This window comes from Shewanella donghaensis (assembly GCF_007567505.1).
Classification (GTDB): domain Bacteria; phylum Pseudomonadota; class Gammaproteobacteria; order Enterobacterales; family Shewanellaceae; genus Shewanella; species Shewanella donghaensis.
Map to the genome: position 1 here is coordinate 4455232 of NZ_CP041783.1, position 18420 is coordinate 4473651.

Annotated in this window: 19 protein-coding genes; 13 read left to right on the forward strand and 6 right to left on the reverse strand. The window is 39.3% G+C overall.

Features of this window, described 5'->3' with window-relative positions; genetic code table 11:
• Positions 1–101: 101 nt before the first annotated feature.
• The 5 genes from FPK91_RS19030 to FPK91_RS19050 all read right to left on the reverse strand — a co-directional run bounded on the left by FPK91_RS19030 (position 102) and on the right by FPK91_RS19050 (position 3618).
• On the reverse strand, positions 102–572 hold the full coding sequence (locus FPK91_RS19030; RefSeq protein WP_144213387.1) for an FKBP-type peptidyl-prolyl cis-trans isomerase: 471 nt from the start codon (positions 570–572) through the stop codon (positions 102–104).
• A gap of 153 nt (positions 573–725) precedes the next feature.
• Positions 726–995: a DUF1294 domain-containing protein gene (locus tag FPK91_RS19035; RefSeq protein WP_158638100.1), complete on the reverse strand. Its 270-nt coding sequence runs from the start codon at positions 993–995 to the stop codon at positions 726–728.
• 71 nt (positions 996–1066) lie between these two features.
• Positions 1067–1699, reverse strand: a complete 633-nt coding sequence (locus tag FPK91_RS19040) for a YceI family protein (protein ID WP_144213391.1) — start codon at positions 1697–1699, stop codon at positions 1067–1069.
• 86 nt (positions 1700–1785) lie between these two features.
• The gene (locus FPK91_RS19045) at positions 1786–2976 is read right to left on the reverse strand and encodes a DUF418 domain-containing protein (protein WP_227006625.1); all 1191 of its coding nucleotides are present in this window, start codon (positions 2974–2976) and stop codon (positions 1786–1788) included.
• 165 nt (positions 2977–3141) lie between these two features.
• A complete protein-coding gene (locus FPK91_RS19050) occupies positions 3142–3618 on the reverse strand; it encodes a hotdog fold domain-containing protein (protein WP_144213393.1) in 477 nt (158 codons plus the stop codon).
• 245 nt (positions 3619–3863) lie between these two features.
• On the opposite strand from FPK91_RS19050, the gene FPK91_RS19055 reads away from it, so the two are divergent.
• The 13 genes from FPK91_RS19055 to FPK91_RS19115 all read left to right on the forward strand — a co-directional run bounded on the left by FPK91_RS19055 (position 3864) and on the right by FPK91_RS19115 (position 17871).
• Entirely contained in the window at positions 3864–4784 is a 921-nt protein-coding gene (locus tag FPK91_RS19055; protein ID WP_144213395.1) for a polyprenyl-phosphate transporter, read from the forward strand.
• Positions 4785–5286: 502 nt separating this feature from the next.
• Positions 5287–6246 carry a YbgA family protein gene (locus tag FPK91_RS19060; protein ID WP_405127321.1) on the forward strand — a complete coding sequence of 320 codons (960 nt, stop codon included), beginning with the start codon at positions 5287–5289 and terminating at the stop codon, positions 6244–6246.
• Between the two features lie 59 nt (positions 6247–6305).
• On the forward strand, positions 6306–7727 hold the full coding sequence (gene phrB / locus FPK91_RS19065) for a deoxyribodipyrimidine photo-lyase (RefSeq protein ID WP_144213399.1): 1422 nt from the start codon (positions 6306–6308) through the stop codon (positions 7725–7727).
• A 442-nt stretch (positions 7728–8169) separates the two neighbouring features.
• Positions 8170–9381, forward strand: a complete 1212-nt coding sequence (locus FPK91_RS19070; protein WP_144213401.1) for an NnrS family protein — start codon at positions 8170–8172, stop codon at positions 9379–9381.
• Positions 9382–9589: 208 nt separating this feature from the next.
• Complete coding sequence (locus FPK91_RS19075; protein ID WP_227006780.1) at positions 9590–10867, forward strand: ammonia-forming cytochrome c nitrite reductase subunit c552; 1278 nt, start codon at positions 9590–9592, stop codon at positions 10865–10867.
• Positions 10868–11267: 400 nt separating this feature from the next.
• Positions 11268–11783, forward strand: coding sequence for a nuclear transport factor 2 family protein (locus FPK91_RS19080; RefSeq protein ID WP_144213405.1), 516 nt, complete (start codon positions 11268–11270; stop codon positions 11781–11783).
• The gene (locus tag FPK91_RS19085; RefSeq protein WP_144213407.1) at positions 11783–12550 is read left to right on the forward strand and encodes an SDR family NAD(P)-dependent oxidoreductase; all 768 of its coding nucleotides are present in this window, start codon (positions 11783–11785) and stop codon (positions 12548–12550) included. Before FPK91_RS19080 ends, FPK91_RS19085 begins: the two co-directional genes overlap by 1 nt.
• Before the next feature lie 71 nt (positions 12551–12621).
• The gene (locus FPK91_RS19090; protein WP_144213409.1) at positions 12622–13890 is read left to right on the forward strand and encodes an NAD(P)/FAD-dependent oxidoreductase; all 1269 of its coding nucleotides are present in this window, start codon (positions 12622–12624) and stop codon (positions 13888–13890) included.
• Positions 13887–14711 carry a DUF1365 domain-containing protein gene (locus tag FPK91_RS19095; RefSeq protein ID WP_144213411.1) on the forward strand — a complete coding sequence of 275 codons (825 nt, stop codon included), beginning with the start codon at positions 13887–13889 and terminating at the stop codon, positions 14709–14711. The genes FPK91_RS19090 and FPK91_RS19095 overlap by 4 nt, the downstream gene beginning before the upstream one ends.
• A 123-nt stretch (positions 14712–14834) precedes the next feature.
• A complete protein-coding gene (locus FPK91_RS19100) occupies positions 14835–16112 on the forward strand; it encodes an SAM-dependent methyltransferase (protein ID WP_144213413.1) in 1278 nt (425 codons plus the stop codon).
• A gap of 3 nt (positions 16113–16115) precedes the next feature.
• A complete protein-coding gene (locus tag FPK91_RS19105) occupies positions 16116–16640 on the forward strand; it encodes a DUF2878 domain-containing protein (protein WP_144213415.1) in 525 nt (174 codons plus the stop codon).
• Positions 16641–16709: 69 nt separating this feature from the next.
• The gene (locus FPK91_RS19110; protein ID WP_144213417.1) at positions 16710–17327 is read left to right on the forward strand and encodes a chalcone isomerase family protein; all 618 of its coding nucleotides are present in this window, start codon (positions 16710–16712) and stop codon (positions 17325–17327) included.
• 52 nt (positions 17328–17379) lie between these two features.
• A complete protein-coding gene (locus FPK91_RS19115; protein ID WP_405127374.1) occupies positions 17380–17871 on the forward strand; it encodes a DUF3833 domain-containing protein in 492 nt (163 codons plus the stop codon).
• Positions 17872–18041: 170 nt separating this feature from the next.
• Here FPK91_RS19115 and FPK91_RS19120 read toward each other — a convergent pair whose 3' ends face one another.
• A complete protein-coding gene (locus tag FPK91_RS19120; protein ID WP_144213421.1) occupies positions 18042–18386 on the reverse strand; it encodes a DUF3634 family protein in 345 nt (114 codons plus the stop codon).
• Between the last annotated feature and the right edge of the window lie 34 nt (positions 18387–18420).

Sequence of the window (18420 nt, forward strand, 5' to 3'; positions counted from 1 at the left end):
AATCCCTTGTAGCTCGGCTATAAGGGATTTTTATTATCTGTTACTGAAACACAACTTCTCGCTAAATCTCAGCACTCAATTCAGTACTCAATAAGCAAGTCTTAGTTAATTGCTAATAGCTCTACTTCAAAAATCAGTACTGAACCACCTTGGATTTTACCTGCAGTGCGGTTGCCGTAAGCTAAGGTGCTTGGTACAAAAAAGCGGAACTTATCACCTACAGACATTAACTGAACACCTTCAGTCCAACCTGGGATCACACGGTTAAGGGGGAAATCAATGCTTTCTCCGCGATCAACTGAGCTATCAAAGATAGTACCGTCAATAAGCGTACCGTGATAATGCACAGTGACAGTATCTGTTGCTTTTGGATGTTCAGTCGCGTCACCTTTATGCATCACTTCATATTGAAGTCCTGATAACGTAGTAAAAACACCTTCTTTTTGTTCATTTTCTAATAAGAAAGCATTGCCTTTAATGATATTTTCTTTCGATGCTTTTTGATTATTTGATTGGGTGTAGAAGTAAAAAATAATCCCTGCGATAACACAAACGGCCAAAATGATTTTCATATTATATTCTTATGGTTGCGAGCAATAAATGAATGTTACTCATAGAAAGTGGATGGGTAAAGCCCTAGGACTGAATTTCATAACAGCAGGGTAAATTAACCATCAGAGGTTATTCGAGTGTTTATATTAGTGCGATATAAGCTTACGTTACTGTTAAACAGCCTGAAACTGATAATAAGCGAACCCAGACCAAACCAATATATTGATCAATATGCTAAACAGATAAATCCACTTAAAAGGTGTTTTCTGGGTTTTATGTCTAAATAATTGTTGAGCTAACATTCCTGCGGGCCAGCCACTTAGTAAGCCTAATAAATGCAATGTTCGCTCTTTAATACGCCATGCTTGTTTTGATGCGGCGCGTTTGTCATGCCAAGTAATGACAAAACTGATGAGGTTAACGCCGAGCACATATATAGCCAAGTACGGCCATACCGTGTAACTAAACAGGGTCATTAAACATAAGCAGATTAAAGCAAATAGTATCATCAGTATTAAGGCTGTTTTTGTTTTAAAAATTCAGCATATATTTCTAATGATATTTCATCACCCACAATCGGAATATAGCTACTCATATCAAAATCAGAACGATTGATCGTGCCAACAGCGCTAAAGCCTAATGTGTATTTCCCCGTCATCCAGTTATCTGCGCCGCCATGAAATGTGGCGGTGAAAGTGACAGGCTTAGTGACACCTCGTAACGTGAGATCTCCAGTAAAATTAAAGCTGGTGGCTGATATTGGGCTCACACTATAACTTTTGAAACGTGCTTGTGGGAAAGCCTGACTATTAAACCAAGTGCTGTCCTGCAATGTTTCTTCAAGGTCGGCATTATTAATATCGATAGAGGCTATTTCAACGATGGCTTCAAGTGAAGACGCGCTCATATTGTCAGGGTCAAAACTCAGTGAAGCATCAAATTGATTAAATCTTCCAACATAAGTCGATAACCCTAAGTGCTGGATTTTAAATATCAAGGCGGCATGGTTGGGGTCGAGTTGATATTGCCCTGATTTCAATTCAAGTAATTCGGGCTCAACGGTTGGCGTGACCCAGCTTATACAGCTAGTCAGTGACAATATTGCCAATAAAGCGATTAGATTGGGTTTGTTGATTATTTTTTTCACAGTATTAGTCTCAAAGTCATGTTCTAAAAAATAGCATTTTCAATACTTTACTCTCAACGTAACCCGATGAAAATTTGTTTTAAAGATTACTTGCTTGAAACCAGTTTACGCCACAGTAATTCTAAAGGGCCTTGCTTAAAGTAACGCAAGTAAAGTGGTGCCAAAGCTAGTTGTATGACACTCATAACCACAGCAATGCCAATATATTCGACTCTATCAAGTGATGTATTTAATTCTGGTGCGATATAGCGAAACAAGCTAATACCCATGATGGATTGTAAAATATAACAACTAAAAGCCAATTTACCCACAGCTTGGAAAGGGGCTAAGATAAGTTTTGAGTTTTGGCATACTTTTATGATCAAATGAATATAAATTAGCGCCATTGGTATCGCGCTAAGCATCATCATAATTGTCGAAAACTCTACATAAATAGGGTTTGAGCTGAAACTTAACAGGCTATCTACACTAGATAACAACAATGTGGCTAATCCACACTTCATAAGAGTCAGCCGATTGAGTCCATGTTCAAAAATGCCTTGTCTGTATAGCACCATGCCCCACATCATTAATCCGCCTAAAAACCACATTAGGGTCAATGGGATAATAAGCATCATATAACCGACTTGTGCAAGTTGCAGCAGTAATACATCAGTATAAGGTGCTGACCAAGAAGCTAATTGTTGTAGATGCAGCTCTGAACCACGATAGTAGTATTCTTCGCCAATCAATAAGCTCACCGCAGTAATTATCAATAGAGCAACAAACATAAATTGGTTAGCGCGTTTTTTTATCTGTTCAATACTGCAAGTATGATAGTTCAATACCAGAAATCCACTGAATGCATAGCTGAGTAAAATATCGCCGCCCCAGATGAAAACCCCATGTATTAAGCCAAATGCAGCAAGCCACTTTAATCGACGTTTTAATAAAGGGTATGAAGGTAAGTTATTAGCTTCGTAGCGGCTGTATTGGATATATAAGCCGGCGCCAAACAAGATTGATAATAACGTTATAAAGCGACCTTCAAAAAAGAAGTTACTGAATACTTCTAAAATGAGGTCTGATTGAATTTGTGGGTAATGGGTGGCATAACCGTAAAAACTGTCATTCATGAAAAAGATATTCATGAATAAAATACCAATAATGGCAAACCCTCTGAGGGCATCCATATTGGCATTGCGATGAGTGATATTATTTTGTGAGTTTTTTTCTAGAGTGATGTCATTGCTATTCGTTTTACTTGCTAGGGGATTAATATGAGCTGAAGAATCCATTTCTATTTCATATCCATTTCGATTCTATATATATGTTGATTAATTATTATTATGAAAAAGAGTAACAGCCTGAAATATAAATTGATACAGGCTGTTAACTTAGTCGATCTGATAACAGTATTTAAAGGCGGTTATCAGTAGCGATGAACTTTTGCTGCTAAAAAGCTACTTGGCTGGTTTTTCAGATATCCATAATTTAATGGTGCCACGAACAACAACATTACCATCAGTATCATAAGCATTAACTGGTACTAGCATATCGCCGACTTGCCATTGTTCTGGGGTGACTTCTGCGACACATAAAATATCACTACCCGCTTTTGCAGTGTAATCAACAGACATACCTTTTGGGATCCAGCGTAAGTGCTTAGGGATAGAAGCTTCAGCCATTACACCCATTGCCATCTCTAAGCCGTTACAAATTGCGATAACATGAACGGTTTTAATATGGTTATGAACAGCGCGGCGCTTTTTGACCAATACAGCGCAATGATTAACTCTTAAGGCGGTAACTAACGGGCGCACGGTTGCAAAATATGGCGCCATTCTAGACACCATTATCGAGAAGATTTTATTACCGAAAGGGTATTTAGTCACTTTGTGATACAAAGCTAATACGTGATTGGGTTTATCGTTAGTCATAGCAGTCCTTTAATTCTTATGTGCGTAGGAATGTTTTTAGTGAGTCATTATCAATCTTTACATCTGGTCAGATGAGTCGTTACGGTTTGAGTTTAACATCCTTGTAACGGATTGCACATAAGCTGATGTTGTTGATGAAAGATAAATTCCTCTCGTTGCCCTAGTGCAGGTATAATTTGCCTAAAATTGTCTCAATGCTATTTAAGTCAAAAGACTAAGCATCATTTTATTGATAAGGATTGGTTTTGCATCATCTACTAAATTACTTCAAAGGCATGGCTATGGGGGCCGCTGATGTTGTGCCTGGTGTCTCTGGCGGAACCATTGCTTTCATTACTGGGATTTTAGACCCCCTATTAGACGGTATCCGTAAAATCAACTTTTCGTTATTTGGCATCATAAAACAGCAAGGTGTTAAAGCCGCTTTTATGCATATCAATGGTCCATTTTTGGTTTGTGTGTTTGGCGGGATCCTGACCAGCATTTTTACACTGGCAAAGTTAATATCATGGTTGCTGACTAATCATCCGGTACCTGTGTGGTCGTTCTTTTTTGGACTGATTCTTTTTTCAGTTGTGCATATGCTTAAACAAGTGAAAGGAATTAACTTACTCAGAATCGTATTATTCATCCTAGGTGTCGCTTTTGCCTGGGTGATAACCGTATTGAGTCCAGTGGATTTGGAAGTCAGTTATTTGAATTTCTTCTTTGCTGGCTGTATTGCCATTTGTGCGATGATTCTACCGGGTATTTCAGGTAGTTTTATATTGCTATTACTTGGTTTGTATCCTGCGGTACTGGCTGCAGCTAAAGGCTTTGATATCTTAATGTTGGCCTGCTTTGCATGTGGCTGTGTTGTTGGCTTACTGAGCTTTAGCCATGTGTTATCAGCGATGTTACGCAAGTTTCATGATGAGACATTGCTGTTTTTAACCGGGCTTATGCTGGGTACGTTAGGTAAAATTTGGCCGTGGAAAGAAGTACTCACCTGGCGTGAAAATTCATCAGGGGAGTTAGTGGCATTAACCGAGCAAAACCTGTCTCCGATGCAATTTGAGCAAGTGACTGGGGAGCCATCTCAACTTACTGCAGCAATTATTTGTTTAGTTGTTGGTATTAGTTTGGTTTGGGGCTTAGAGCAATTCGGCCAGAAGAAATCATCTTAATGACGCTATCAATCTAGGCTGTTTATAACAGCCTCTTTTAGTCGTTTGTAGGTAACAGCCTATTTTTATCGACTGAGTAGCTCACACTAAATCATCCGTGCCGGAGGTAAAGTAAACCGTTATTTGTTTACTTTACCTTAGGCTTTCTTTTTCATTCCATCGTTTCATCTTAGTGCCTCATCTAGATTCCTAATCATAATGTCGTAATTTATTCGATTACTATGCCTTTTGTATGATTTTCATTCTATTTTTTGTTCTGTTATTTTTTTCAAAATTCCTTCTGAATTTACTGTGAAGACATTAACTCATCTCTGAATCGCTTTGTATCTAGCTATTAATCTCTCTCAATCACAAGATTTGATAGAACTTATTGAAAGTTAACTGCAAAAGAGTGATTGCTTAAATTGAGTTCAGGTCTAATATCAATAAAAAGATGATCTATTTAATGATAACAATCGTAAATATTTCTACGCCATAAGTAGTCGCCACAAGGAGTCGTATAGTGAATACAGAAATCTTTAATCCTGAGAAAATCCAAATAGGTATTAGTAGTTGCCTTTTAGGTCAAAAAGTACGGTTTGATGGTGGGCATAAAAATTCGAATTATTGTAATAAAGACCTCGCGCCATTTTTTGATTACATCAGTGTATGCCCTGAAATGGCCATTGGTATGGGGACCCCACGTAAGACGATTAGACAAGAAATCGATGGCGATAAAATTTTTATAAAAAGTGCTGATGGCAGCATCGATGTGACAGATAAACTTGCTGAGTTTAGTGAAAAGCGTGTTAACGAACTCAACTTTATTGGCGGTTATATTCTTTGTGCTAAATCGCCAACATGCGGCATGGAACGTGTCATTGAATACAAATATGGCACCAACAATGGCACCAAATCAGGTGTCGGAGTATTTGCTAAAAGGCTGATGGATACTTACCCACACTTACCTGTGGAAGAAGAAGGCCGTTTACATGATCCGCTACTTAAAGAGAACTTCATTACCCGCGTTTACGCTTATCATGAGTGGCATACTCTGCAAGCACAAGGGTGGACCAAAAACAAACTTCAACAATTCCACGCCCGTTATAAATATCTGCTGATGGCGCATAGTCCGCAGTGGTATCGTGATTTAGGCCCTATTTTAGCGCAGATTGATGACATTGAAGCGACGGCTCAAACCTATTTTGAAGGCTTCATGACCGCCTTAAAAATTAAAGCGACTCGAAAAAACCACACAAGTACTTTGCAACACATTCAAGGCTACTTCAAAAAGCATCTTTCGAAAGAGCAGAAAGAAGAGCTAACTGAGTCGATAATGAAATACCGTGAAGGGCTGTTACCACTGTTGGTACCAATAACCCTGATTAACCATTATTTACGTGAATTTCCAACACCGTATATTGAAGGACAGGTTTATTTAAACCCGCATCCTGAAGCACTTAGACTGCGATACGCTTACTAAAACGTATTGATCATTTGAATGACGTCTACCAAATAAGATGTTTAAAAGAGGTTGCTGTAATGAATAGCTTAATTTGGTTTAGGCAAGATCTACGTCTTGCTGATAATCACTGTGTGGTAGAGGCTTTCGAGTCTGCTCGTCAATCAAATGGTCAAGTTAGAGCGATTTATATTGCCAGTACACAGCAATGGAAAAGCCATGATGTTGCGCCAATACAAGTTGATTTTATTGAACGACACGTAAATATTTTGGCGCAAAGTTTAGCGGCTTTAGGCGTCGAGCTTGAGGTCATTAACCTGCCTTGGTTTGATGATGTCATGGATTGGATGCCGCAGTATTTGATTGAACATCAAATCGATCACGTCTTTGCCACCCAAGAGCCTGAGTTTAATGAGCGAAAACGGGATCAGCAGCTGGTTGATATTGGTGTGCCAATCCAGTTTATCGCTCAAGATTGTATTATCGCAGCGGGACAAGTGAATAATCTCGCAGGTTCTATGTACAAAGTCTTTACGCCGTTTTCGAAAAAGTGGCGTGAAATAGTGTCATCGAGGCGTATTGCTCCGGTAGCGGTTCCTGCACCTATCGGTGCAGCGCTAACAGAACCTAACCCGATAACATTTGATTATCCGAAAAAGTCTAGCTTGCACTGGCGAGCAGGTGAGGGTGAGGCAAAACGTATTTTAGACGGATTTAGTGCCAATAATTTACAAGACTATTTAGCCGAGCGTGATTTCCCTGCACTAGATAGTACCAGCCGATTGTCACCTTATTTAGCGATTGGGGTCATTAGTGCTAACCAATGCCTCGCCTCAGTATTAAACCGTTTCCCTGATGCATTAGTGGATGATACGAGTCCAGCTAAAACCTGGATTAATGAGCTGGCTTGGCGTGAGTTTTATCGACATTTGCTGGTGGCTTTCCCTGATTTATCCAAAGGAAAAAGCTTTAATGCCAATGGCCACAAAGTGGAATGGCGCAACAATGAAGATGAGTTTAAAGCTTGGTGTGATGGGCTAACAGGTTTTCCTATTGTCGATGCCGCAATGAGACAGTTGAATCAAACGGGTTGGATGCATAATCGACTGCGAATGGTGGTGGCGAGTTTTCTTACTAAGCATTTATTAGTTGATTGGCGTTGGGGTGAAAAGTACTTTCGTGAACAACTTATTGATGGGGACCTTGCTGCTAACAATGGTGGTTGGCAATGGTCTGCAGGAACAGGTTGCGATGCTCAACCGTATTTCAGGGTGTTTAACCCTATGAACCAGAGCAGTAAGTTTGATGCCGATGCGAGCTTTATAAAGCACTATATTCCTGAATTGGCTTCGACAAATTTAAAGCAAATTCATCAACCGACTTTTATTAATGGCGATGATTTGTTTTCTGCGCCATCAATGTCGGACTATCCCACTCCCATCGTCGAGCACAGCATGGCGCGTAAAAGGGCGATTGAAGTACTGAGTTCGCTAAAACGATAGCCGTTAACTTATCGGAATACGCCAAATTGGTTAAGTCCTTTTGATTAAAGCTGCTATCGCTACAATTTGCTATTTTACAACCTACTATTTCAAAAAGTTGTGATGTCTATAAGCTTCTATCTTTTAGATAGAAGCGATTTAACCTTCAAGTTTCAACATTTAATTCCGCATTATCATTTATAAAATCACTCATTAATTTTACTTCAGCCTAGTATTGAGTCTAAGTTCGATTTATTCGCTTTATGTGTTAGCTATATGTTTGTTTTGTTTGTTTTGTTTGTTTTGTTAGTTTGGATTTTGAAATATTCTTTGCGTGAGATCACAGTTTCAACTAGGTTGGTAACAGAGATGATTTTAAAGATTGATGCTTAGCTCTGAACATAATACTATAAACATACATTTTAAATGCATGTTAAGTGTTCACTAAAAAGGTTTGATTACTATGCTAAATATTGACGACCCTGCTGAAACGGAAAAAACAGCTGCCATTTGGCGATTAGCGTTTAGGCCTTTTTTCTTGGGCGGTGCGGCATTAGCAATGCTTTATATTCCTTTATGGCTGATGGGGTGGTTTACCCCGCAGTACAGTCTATTTAACAGTAATTTCTGGGCAAACGTATTGCCTTTGTGGTGGCATCCGCACGAGCTACTTTTTGGTTTTGCGATGGCGATAGTGTGTGGTTTTCTGCTCACCGCAGTGCAAACCTGGACTAACCAACCTAGTCTTAAAGGCACACCGCTTGCGATTACCTTCGCGAGTTGGCTAATAGCAAGGTTATTACTATTGTTGCCGATGGACATTCCATTAGTGCTACCAGCATTCTTTGATAGCGTATTTTTAGGTATTGCAGCATTCACTATGTGGCGCTGTGTTTATCGGGTTAAGCAATGGCAAAATATTGGTTTTTCAATCATGTTAATGGTTGCGCTCATTGTCAATCTTGTGAGCTATTACGCCTTAAGTGAGCGCAATTTTATTTTAGCGAATCAAATTTGGCAGGGCATGTTATTTTGGCTGGCGCTATTAATTACTATAGTTGGTGGTAGAGTCATTCCATTTTTTACCGCAATGCGCTTAAAAAAGACTAAAGCTGAGCCGATATTCATTTTAGAGAAGACCCTGTTAGTATTAATGATACTTTTGGTAGCTCAAGCTATATTTAAGGTGTTACCGGTCGCCGTTGAGCAAGCCATATTATTTGCTGCTGGTACATTGCATTTAGTGCGCTTTAGTCGTTGGTTACCTCATAAAACACTGTCGGTGCCAATGCTATGGTCTTTACATGTGTCTTATTTATCACTGCCATTATCATTGCTTGGCTTAGGTTGGTTTATTAATGATGACTATGCTTATAGAAGCTTATTACACCTATTTGCAGTGGGATGTGTCGCATCTTTATGTTTGGCTATGATATCAAGGGTGTCATTAGGGCATACTAGTAGAAATATCTATGAAGGTCCTAGCATGGCGTTTGCATTTGCATGTTTACCAATAGCGGCATTATTGCGAGCTGTGATGCCACTTGTTATGCCGGCACTCACTCAAATGTGGTTGTGGCTTGCTGGTGGTTTTTGGTTTATGGCATTTGGTTTGTTTGTACTTCATTACGCGCCAATATTATCCCGACCTCGAATTGATGGTCGACCAGGTTAACCATTTTAATATTTAGCATTTAAAGCATTAAAAATTAGCGTCAGAAAAAGTAAGTTATTCAAGTTTGCTATTTTAAGGAAGCATCGTGAAGAAAGGTTTAACAGTATTTACTCGGCATATTAGTGTCTCTTCAAAAACCGTAAAAGCAATATCAGTGGTATTAGGTTTTAGTTTTTTTGGCAGCGCGGTAGCGACTGAAGCCAAGGATATCTTTGAAACTAAATTCCCCGATCATTATGAATCCTGGGCTGCAACTGAAGAGCAGTCAGAGCGCGAAGATATGTTAGCGCAATATCCTGCCAATATTATCTTATGGGCGGGTTCATCTTTTGCGAAGGAATATCACAGTCCACGCGGACACCAATTTGCAGTTGCAGACGTGACCCAAACATTGCGAACAGGTGTACCACCCAAAGCGGGTGAGAAGGGTTTATCTGCCAGTTGCTGGACCTGTAAAACCCCTGATGCACCTCGTTTGATTAACGAACTTGGCTTTGAAGGTTATTCAGCTAAAAACTTCACCGATGTGGGCACTGAAATTAACAGCGTTGTTTATTGTAGTGATTGCCATGAAGATGGCTCTGCAAAATTAGCGCTACCAAGAGCCCATGCTCAAAATGCAATGAACAAAGCGGGTATTCCGTTTGATAAGCAATCGGTTTCAATGCAAGGTGCGCAAGTGTGTGGACAGTGCCATGTGACTTATTATTTCCAACCTGAGAAAAGTAACATAGTTAACATGCCTTGGATCTTCGGTAGTACAGCTGATGATATTGAGAAGTACTATGATACCCGTCGTTTTTTCGAATGGATCCACCCTATTTCAAAAACGCCAATACTGAAAGCGCGTCATCCTGAATTCGAGCATTGGAGTCGTAGTAAGCATGCTGAGCAAGGCGTAACGTGTATTACTTGTCATATGCCTGCAGAAGAAAATGAAAAAGGTGAGACATTTACCAGTCATAAGGTTGATAAAGCATTACCGTATTTTGATCAAACCTGTAAAGGCTGTCATCAAAGTAAAGATGAAATCACCGCTAAGCTAAATAGTGATAAGCAAGAAATCGATGCTATGGCACGTAAAGTTGAAGGCTTGTTAGTTAAAGCACATTACGAAGCCAAAGCCGCTTGGGATGCTGGTGCAAATTGGCATCAAATGAATGAAGGCATTATGGGTATTCGTCATGGTCAATGGCGTTGGGATTTTGCAATGGCTTCACATGGTTTATATGCTCATAACCCAGATGAAGGTCGTGAGTTATTAACTAAAGCGACTGAGCAAGCTACCGCTGCTCGTGAGTCTATTGCGGGAGTGCTCAGATTACTTAAGGTTACCGAAGTGCAATACCCTGATATCAGCAGTAAAGAATCTGCTCATGCTGCTGTGGGTATTGACACGGTTAAGCTTAGCGAAGAAAAGCAAAAATTAATCAAAGAAGAAGTTGAGAAAAATTGGAATCCTATCGCGGTTAGAGGTTATCAATAACTGACTTGATGTTCGGGCTTATTAACAGAGGCTTTATTAGAACCTGTTATTCGAGCTCGTTTTAGGTTTCAGTTGATGATTGATTGGATCATTAAAACAGACTATTGAAGTAAAATTCGTTTCGAAAAAGGCGCTTAGTGAAAACTAAGCGCCTTTTTTATTTTGATCTGCACTGACTCCAGATGCGTACAAATTAGCATAGAAGCAATTATATTTTTGATAGATTAATAAATTGTAAATTTTAACGATAAAACATAGGACAAATCTTACAACTAAGCTTAATATGATCTTGTAGCTTCAATAGCTAACAGTCAGTTTTTATTGTTAAAGTTTGGAAGATTTAGCCAGATACCAAGTTTGAATTACTATCGCTAATTCAAGTTTGTCAAAGGAGCAATCAATGCCAATTACTGCCAATACAGTGAGTCATTTAACCGAACCCGCTAGCAATAATGATCTTGCTAGGCCTAAGATTATTGATGACTTCATCAGTATGTATAAGCAGCTGAATAAAGATACTCTGCACCTGTTAAAGCCAGTTTATAGCGATGATGTCGTGTTTCAAGACCCACTACATAAAGTTGAAGGTATTCAGTTACTCACCCTTTATTTTGCCAACCTTTACGCCAATGTTGACCATATAGAATTTGATATTAAAGAGGTTAGTTTTAATCACGAGCAAGCTTCTGTTTTCTGGGAAATGCAATATAGTCACCCCAAATTGAACAAGGGCGATTTAATCTCTGTTGAAGGTATGAGCCAACTCAAATTTTCTAAACAAACTCATTCTAATACTACATCGGCACAAAAAATTACCTCTCACCGTGATTATTTTGATCTGGGCAGCATGCTTTACGAGCAAATCCCCTTATTAGGCAGCCTGATCAAAATGGTAAAAAATAAGGCATCAACATAATGACTCAATCCCACGCCAAACAACCAGCAGTAAAACAAGCGGTGCTAATCACAGGAGCAAGCTCTGGTATTGGTTTATCACTGGCTAAGCATTATGTTGCCAACGGGTATTTAGTATTTGCATGTGGCCGTAATGAAGCGCGTTTAAATACCATCACAGGTGCTGTTGCGCTGGCCTTTGACATCAATGATAAACAGCAAATTCAACAAGCCGCTCAAACCTTGAGTGAGAAGCTGGTAGCGGCCAACGCAAAATTACAGCAAGTCATTCTAAATGCAGGAAGCTGCGAGTATATTGAAAACCCAATGAGATTTGACGGGGCTTTATTTGAACGTGTCATTCAAACCAATGTCATTGCCATGGGTTATTGCTTAGAACATTTTTTACCGCTAGTTGACACTAATGGCAGGGTTGCATTAATGAGTTCAAGTGCAACGTATCTCCCTTTTCCAAAAGCTGAAGCTTATGGTGCTTCGAAAGCGGCGGTTAATTATCTTGCCAGCAGTTTGCGTCTTGATTTAAAAGCATTTGGAATCGGGGTCAGTGTTATCTGTCCCGGCTTTGTAAAAACGCCGCTAACGGATAAGAATGATTTTGCGATGCCGATGCAAATAACTGCTGATGAAGCTGCTAATACGATTTTTAATGAACTTAAAACAGGCAAGAATGAAATCCACTTCCCTAAGCGTTTCACCTATATATTGAAGTGCCTATCGTGTTTACCTTCGGCGTTGATTAATAAAATGTTGGCGCCAAAAGTTAGTTAGATATAAGCAATAAATTGTAAAGCCATTTAACTGTAGTTAAAGCAATAAGAATAATGAGTTGAAGGAATAATATGAAAAAAATAGCAATTGTGGGATCAGGTATTTCAGGATTAACTTGTGCACATTTACTCAGTGAAATACACCAGGTTACTGTTTTTGAAGCTAATGATTATATTGGTGGGCATACAGCGACAATCGATGTTGACGTTGCCGGTAAATCCTATGCTATCGACAGTGGTTTTATTGTTTTCAATGATAGAACCTATCCACGATTTCAAAAGTTAATGGCAAAAATAGACGTTGAGTCACTGCCAACTGAAATGAGCTTTAGTGTACGTAATGTGCAAACTGGGCTGGAATTTAACGGTCATACTTTATGGAGTATGTTTGCCCAGCGCCGTAATTTATTCAAACCTGATTTTTATCGCTTTCTCGCTGAAATTGTCCGATTTAATAATGAATGCAAAGCCATTTTCGAATCAGATAACTACACGATTAATAGTCTTGGGGAATTTCTTGATACCCAAGGTTTTTCGGCTTTCTTTAGCGAACATTATATCTTACCTATGGGCGCCGCTATTTGGTCTTCTAGCATCAAAGACATGAGACAGTTCTCACTACGCTTTTTTATTCGATTCTTCCACAACCACGGTTTATTAAACATTAGTGACCGCCCGCAGTGGTATGTCCTCAAAGGTGGCTCACGTAGTTATATTCCAGCTCTTATTGCACCTTTTAAAGAACGCTTATTTTTAAACTCTGGGGTGACGTCTATTGAGCGTAAAGAAGACGGTATTAATATTCGAATCAACGATGGTGAAGTGCAGTGTTTTGATGAAGTGATTCTAGCTTGTCATAGCGATCAAGCGCTAGCGATGCTTAAAGACGCTAGCCAGGATGAAAAAGAAGTATTGAGCGCGATGGAATATCAAAATAACGAGGTGGTATTGCATACCGACACTAATTTATTGCCTAAACGCAAAGCTGCCTGGGCAAGTTGGAATTACCGCTTAGAAGGAAAGGATGCTGCTGAAATTGCCGATAGGCCAGCAAGTGTTACCTACAACATGAATATTTTGCAGCGCTTACCGAAAGATGCACCGACTTTTTGTGTCACCTTGAACCAGACTGATTTAATTGATGAGACCAAAATACTCAGAAAATTCAATTATGCCCATCCGGTGTTTAATGAGTCGAGCATGAAAGCGCAAGGCGAACGTAAACGTATTTGCGGCGTTAACCACACTCATTTTGCTGGTGCATATTGGTATAACGGTTTCCATGAAGATGGCGTGCATAGTGCACTCGATGTCTGTAACCATTTCGGCATTAGCTTATGAGTGAATTCAACAGCGGTATTTATCATGGGGAAGTGATTCATAGGCGTTTTACGCCTAAAAATCACAGCTTCACTTACGGTATCGCGATGTTGGCAATTGATTTAGATGAAGTCGATGCACTCACTAAAGTTAGCCGAGTATTTAGTGATACTAAAAAAGCAGCATTAACATTCAAAGCTGACGATTATTTAAATGCACTTGAAAATCAGTTTGATACGACTAGTCTTAATAGTGATGCTGCCATTAATAGCAAAGCACCAGTTGATCAGAAGGTTAATGATAAAGTCAGTCGTCATCAGGCGCTCAAGCAAAGGGTGTTATGGGCGATTGAAAAGCTTGGTGCTGAAATCGAGTGCGATAGGGTGGTCTTTGCTGGGCAAGTGAGACACTTTGGTTTTTATTTTAGTCCGGTTAATTTTTATTTTTGTTATCAAGGTGATGAAGCTGTTTACATGTTAGCAGAGGTGAGTAATACGCCGTGGGATCAAAGACACTGCTATCTGGTAAACCTTAATGAAACGACCACCACTGACAAAGTCTTTCATGTATCGCCTTTTATGGATCTTGATATGCATTATTGGTGGAAAGTGATTGCGCCGAGTAAACGCTTAAATGTCACTATTCAGAATCGGGATGATGAGGATAACAAGCTGTTTGACGCGAGTTTGCTCCTTAAGAAAAAGGATTTTAATGCTAAGAATATTCGCAGTATGCTGCTCGGTTTTCCGATGATGACATTAAAGATAATGTTAGGGATTTATTGGCAAGCGCTGAAAATATTTATCAAACGAATTCCTTTTATTCCACATCCACAAACTTAAATTAATCCAAATCATTATTTGGTACGTACTGAATAAGTAATAGCGATTTAAGTGCTCATATAAAACGAGTATCCAGTAATCAGTTAGCACATAAAAAAATATAAGTAGCAAGCGGAGATATACATGGAAAATACGGCAACCAATACTCATTTAGTGCAAGAAACTATCTCTGACAGTTTTGCTAAAAAAATCTTATTAAAAGCATTAGCCCATTTATCTGATGGATATCTTACTATTGTGAGTTCTGATAACGCGACTAGCTCTGCACCTGAGCAAAGTCTCACCTTTGGTAACGTTGAATCTGACTTACACGCTACCATGCAAGTGTCGCACCCTAGTTTCTATAAGCAAATCATTTGGGGTGGTTCAATTGGCGCTGGTGAAGCTTACATTCAAGGTCACTGGTCGAGTCCTGATTTAACTAAAGTGGTGCAGTTATTTGCCCGTAATCTCGCTTTGCTGGATAACATTGAACGTTACTTCTCATGGTTCAGTGTCGGTATGAATCGTATTGGTCATTTGTTTAACCGTAATTCATCAGAGGGCTCTAAGCGTAATATTCTGGCCCATTATGATCTTGGTAACCCAATGTATGAGCAATTCCTTGATAAAGAAATGCTTTATTCAAGTGCACTATATCCACAAGCTGATGCGAGTTTGGAAGAAGCGCAGCTTCATAAGTTACAAACAATTTGTGAACGTCTTGATCTACAACCAGGGCAGACCTTGCTTGAAGTCGGCACCGGTTGGGGGGCATTAGCCATTTACGCTGCAAAACATTTTGACGTCACGGTAACGACGACAACGATTTCTGATGCGCAATATGATTATGCTTTTGAACGAGTAGAGAAAGAAGGCTTAAATGACAAGGTCACACTGTTAAAGGACGATTATCGTATTTTAACCGGTGAATATGACCGAGTTGTTTCTATTGAAATGATTGAAGCTGTAGGACATGAATACCTTCCAGGTTTTTTCAAAAAGTTAGAAACCTTACTCAAACCCAATGGCCGTATGTTGATTCAAGCAATCACTATTGCGGACCAACGCTATGATGGTTACCGAAAAAGTGTCGACTTTATTCAACGCTATATATTTCCAGGTGGTTGTTTACCATCAGTGAGTGAGATGAATAAACATATTGCCAAAAAGACCGATATGGTTGTTTGGTCAGTTAATGATATTGGTAAAGATTACGCTCAGACGTTACTGCATTGGCATGAGAAGTTTGATAAAGCCCAAGACAGAATTAAGGAACTCGGCTACGGCGATGACTTTATTAGAATGTGGAAGTTTTATCTCAGCTATTGCGAAGGTGGTTTTTTAGAGAGAACCACTAGTGCTGTGCATCTTGTGGCGGTTAGACCACAATACCGTACTAGCTTAGCAAGTGGCGTGTAGCTTATGACGACGGCTAACCATAATAACCTCATCAACATTCTCGCCTTCCAAGTTATTTGGTGGGCGGGGGTACTTGCTGGTAATCAATTAATACTAATTCCAGCTTTATTGGTGGTGTGGCATTTTGTGGTGAGCCCGCAAAAGGTGATAGATGCCAAAGTGATGTTCAGTGTTGTCGTCATAGGTGTGTTGTCTGACTCTTTACTCGCCGCAGTTGGGATATTTGAATTTACGCAATTGCCTATTTGGTTATTACTACTGTGGGGATATTTTGCTATCTCACTCAATTACAGCCTGTCACTGTTTAATGCTTTACCTGTAGCGATACAAGCATTACTGGGAGGCATATTTGGCAGTTTAAGTTACATTGGTGGGGCTAATCTCGGTGCTGTTTCGTTACCTTACGGCACCGCTTTTACGTCGGGTGTGTTATTTCTTATTTGGTGTTTGTTGTTCCCTTTGTGTTTAAAAATATCGCTGGTTATTCGTAGTAAACAACCCATTAAAGAAACTGGTCAGTATATTTAAAGGCTACCTTGCCATTGGTACTTGGATACTGTGGTAGTGATAAACATTAGGTTCTTGGAGTTAAACATCATGCGTAAAATAACAGGGTTAACTAGTTCATCTGTTTTTATTAATACTGCAATAGCAGGACTACTTTCAGTGTTTAGTTTAAGTGCTTTAGCCTCGACAGAAACCTCTGATATAAGCTCTGATTTAAAGGATGCAGCTTCAACCGCAGTCGATATTGAAATGATTGAGACAATAGATGCTGTAGATTTAAAAATGGTCGGAACCGCCGATATGGATTTACTGTGGTTTTCTGTCTACAGCGCAAAATTAATGTCTATTGATGGTCAATATCAAACAAAGCAATTCCCGCTTAAATTAGAAATCCAATACCACAGAGATATTGAAGCTGCAGACTTAATTGAAGCCACTGTAGAGCAATGGCAGCACATTGGTATTGATGAAAGTTTAATTCCCCTTCTGCAAGCGCAAATTGAAGATGCCTGGCCCGACGTGAAAGAGGGCGACAAATTAAGCTTTATGATGCATGAACAAAGTAAAGGGCAGTTTTTCTTTAATGATGAAGCTTTGCCTATGATTTTCGAACCTGGTTTCTCAGAAGCGTTTTTAGGCATTTGGTTATCGGAAAATACCAGCAGACCAGAACTACGCCAACAACTAATTGGAGCTACAAATGACTAAAGTAATCTTGGCGTCAAAAACGTTTAAATCATTATTTGTTGCCGCATCATTGATGATTTTAACCGCTTGCTCATCGGCATCCATTGAAGATTATGATAAAACTACCCCAGAGTTAAATCTAAGTGCTTTTTTTGATGGCAAGCTAACCGCTGCAGGCATCGTGCAGGATTATTCAGGCACGGTCACTCGGAAGTTTACCGTCACCATGGAAGCAAGCTGGCAAGGTAATAAAGGCGTCATTAATGAATGGTTTATCTATGACGATGGCGAGAAGCAAACTCGTATCTGGGAAATTACCGATTTAGGTAATGGACAGTATCAAGGAACGGCAAATGACATCTTAGGTATTGCTACCGGTGAAGCTAGAGGCAGCGCACTGCGCTGGGCTTATGATATGAACTTGGTGGTTGATGATTCTGAGTATGAAGTTCATTTTGACGACTGGATGTTCTTGGTCGATGAAAATACCATAATCAACAAAAGTGACATCATAAAATTTGGTATGACAGTTGCTCAGGTAACGTTAGTTATCAGTAAAGAGTGAAGTTAGTTATTAGAAAGAACAACGTTAGTGATTACTAAAGAGTCACGCTAGTTATCTGTAAGGAAAAACCTTAGTTATAAACCAAATCAAAACTTGTTCACATATTTAAACGTTAAATGGGTATTCCAATAAAGAAATACCTATTTTTTATATACTTATCGATAATAAGCTTATCCTTTTAATTTCGAATTATCTTGCTGCTTCTTATCATAATATTCAAATGGAAAAACGTTTCTTATTCTTTGCGTGAGCTTGTCCCCAACATTCGCTGAAACATGTAATCTCACCCCATTGAGTTTCTCTGCACGAATGGTGCAAGTGAGTTTTTCGTGTTTGGCGATATTCTTACATTCCCGCTGAAAAGATTCTGGAATCTTACCTGAATGCTTATTGAGCTTTCCGTCCTTAAAGTGCATTTCAAAAACTTTTAATCCTCTACTACCTGAAAAAATTAGCTTGTAGGCAATAACGAGGAATACCAGAACAAATAATACCTTTAATCCCATATCTACCATGAAAATATCCTTCTATTTACAGTCTGAGTATATG

Bases quoted from the DNA above. Each gene is read 5' to 3' on its own strand.
- FPK91_RS19030 (WP_144213387.1), bottom strand. From the start codon at position 572: ATGAAAATCATTTTGGCCGTTTGTGTTATCGCAGGGATTATTTTTTAC.
- FPK91_RS19045 (WP_227006625.1), bottom strand. From the start codon at position 2,976: ATGGATTCTTCAGCTCATATTAATCCCCTAGCAAGTAAAACGAATAGC.
- FPK91_RS19050 (WP_144213393.1), bottom strand. From the start codon at position 3,618: ATGACTAACGATAAACCCAATCACGTATTAGCTTTGTATCACAAAGTG.
- phrB (WP_144213399.1), top strand. From the start codon at position 6,306: ATGAATAGCTTAATTTGGTTTAGGCAAGATCTACGTCTTGCTGATAAT.
- FPK91_RS19070 (WP_144213401.1), top strand. From the start codon at position 8,170: ATGCTAAATATTGACGACCCTGCTGAAACGGAAAAAACAGCTGCCATT.
- FPK91_RS19080 (WP_144213405.1), top strand. From the start codon at position 11,268: ATGCCAATTACTGCCAATACAGTGAGTCATTTAACCGAACCCGCTAGC.
- FPK91_RS19085 (WP_144213407.1), top strand. From the start codon at position 11,783: ATGACTCAATCCCACGCCAAACAACCAGCAGTAAAACAAGCGGTGCTA.
- FPK91_RS19090 (WP_144213409.1), top strand. From the start codon at position 12,622: ATGAAAAAAATAGCAATTGTGGGATCAGGTATTTCAGGATTAACTTGT.
- FPK91_RS19095 (WP_144213411.1), top strand. From the start codon at position 13,887: ATGAGTGAATTCAACAGCGGTATTTATCATGGGGAAGTGATTCATAGG.
- FPK91_RS19100 (WP_144213413.1), top strand. From the start codon at position 14,835: ATGGAAAATACGGCAACCAATACTCATTTAGTGCAAGAAACTATCTCT.
- FPK91_RS19105 (WP_144213415.1), top strand. From the start codon at position 16,116: ATGACGACGGCTAACCATAATAACCTCATCAACATTCTCGCCTTCCAA.
- FPK91_RS19110 (WP_144213417.1), top strand. From the start codon at position 16,710: ATGCGTAAAATAACAGGGTTAACTAGTTCATCTGTTTTTATTAATACT.
- FPK91_RS19115 (WP_405127374.1), top strand. From the start codon at position 17,380: ATGATTTTAACCGCTTGCTCATCGGCATCCATTGAAGATTATGATAAA.
- FPK91_RS19120 (WP_144213421.1), bottom strand. From the start codon at position 18,386: ATGGTAGATATGGGATTAAAGGTATTATTTGTTCTGGTATTCCTCGTT.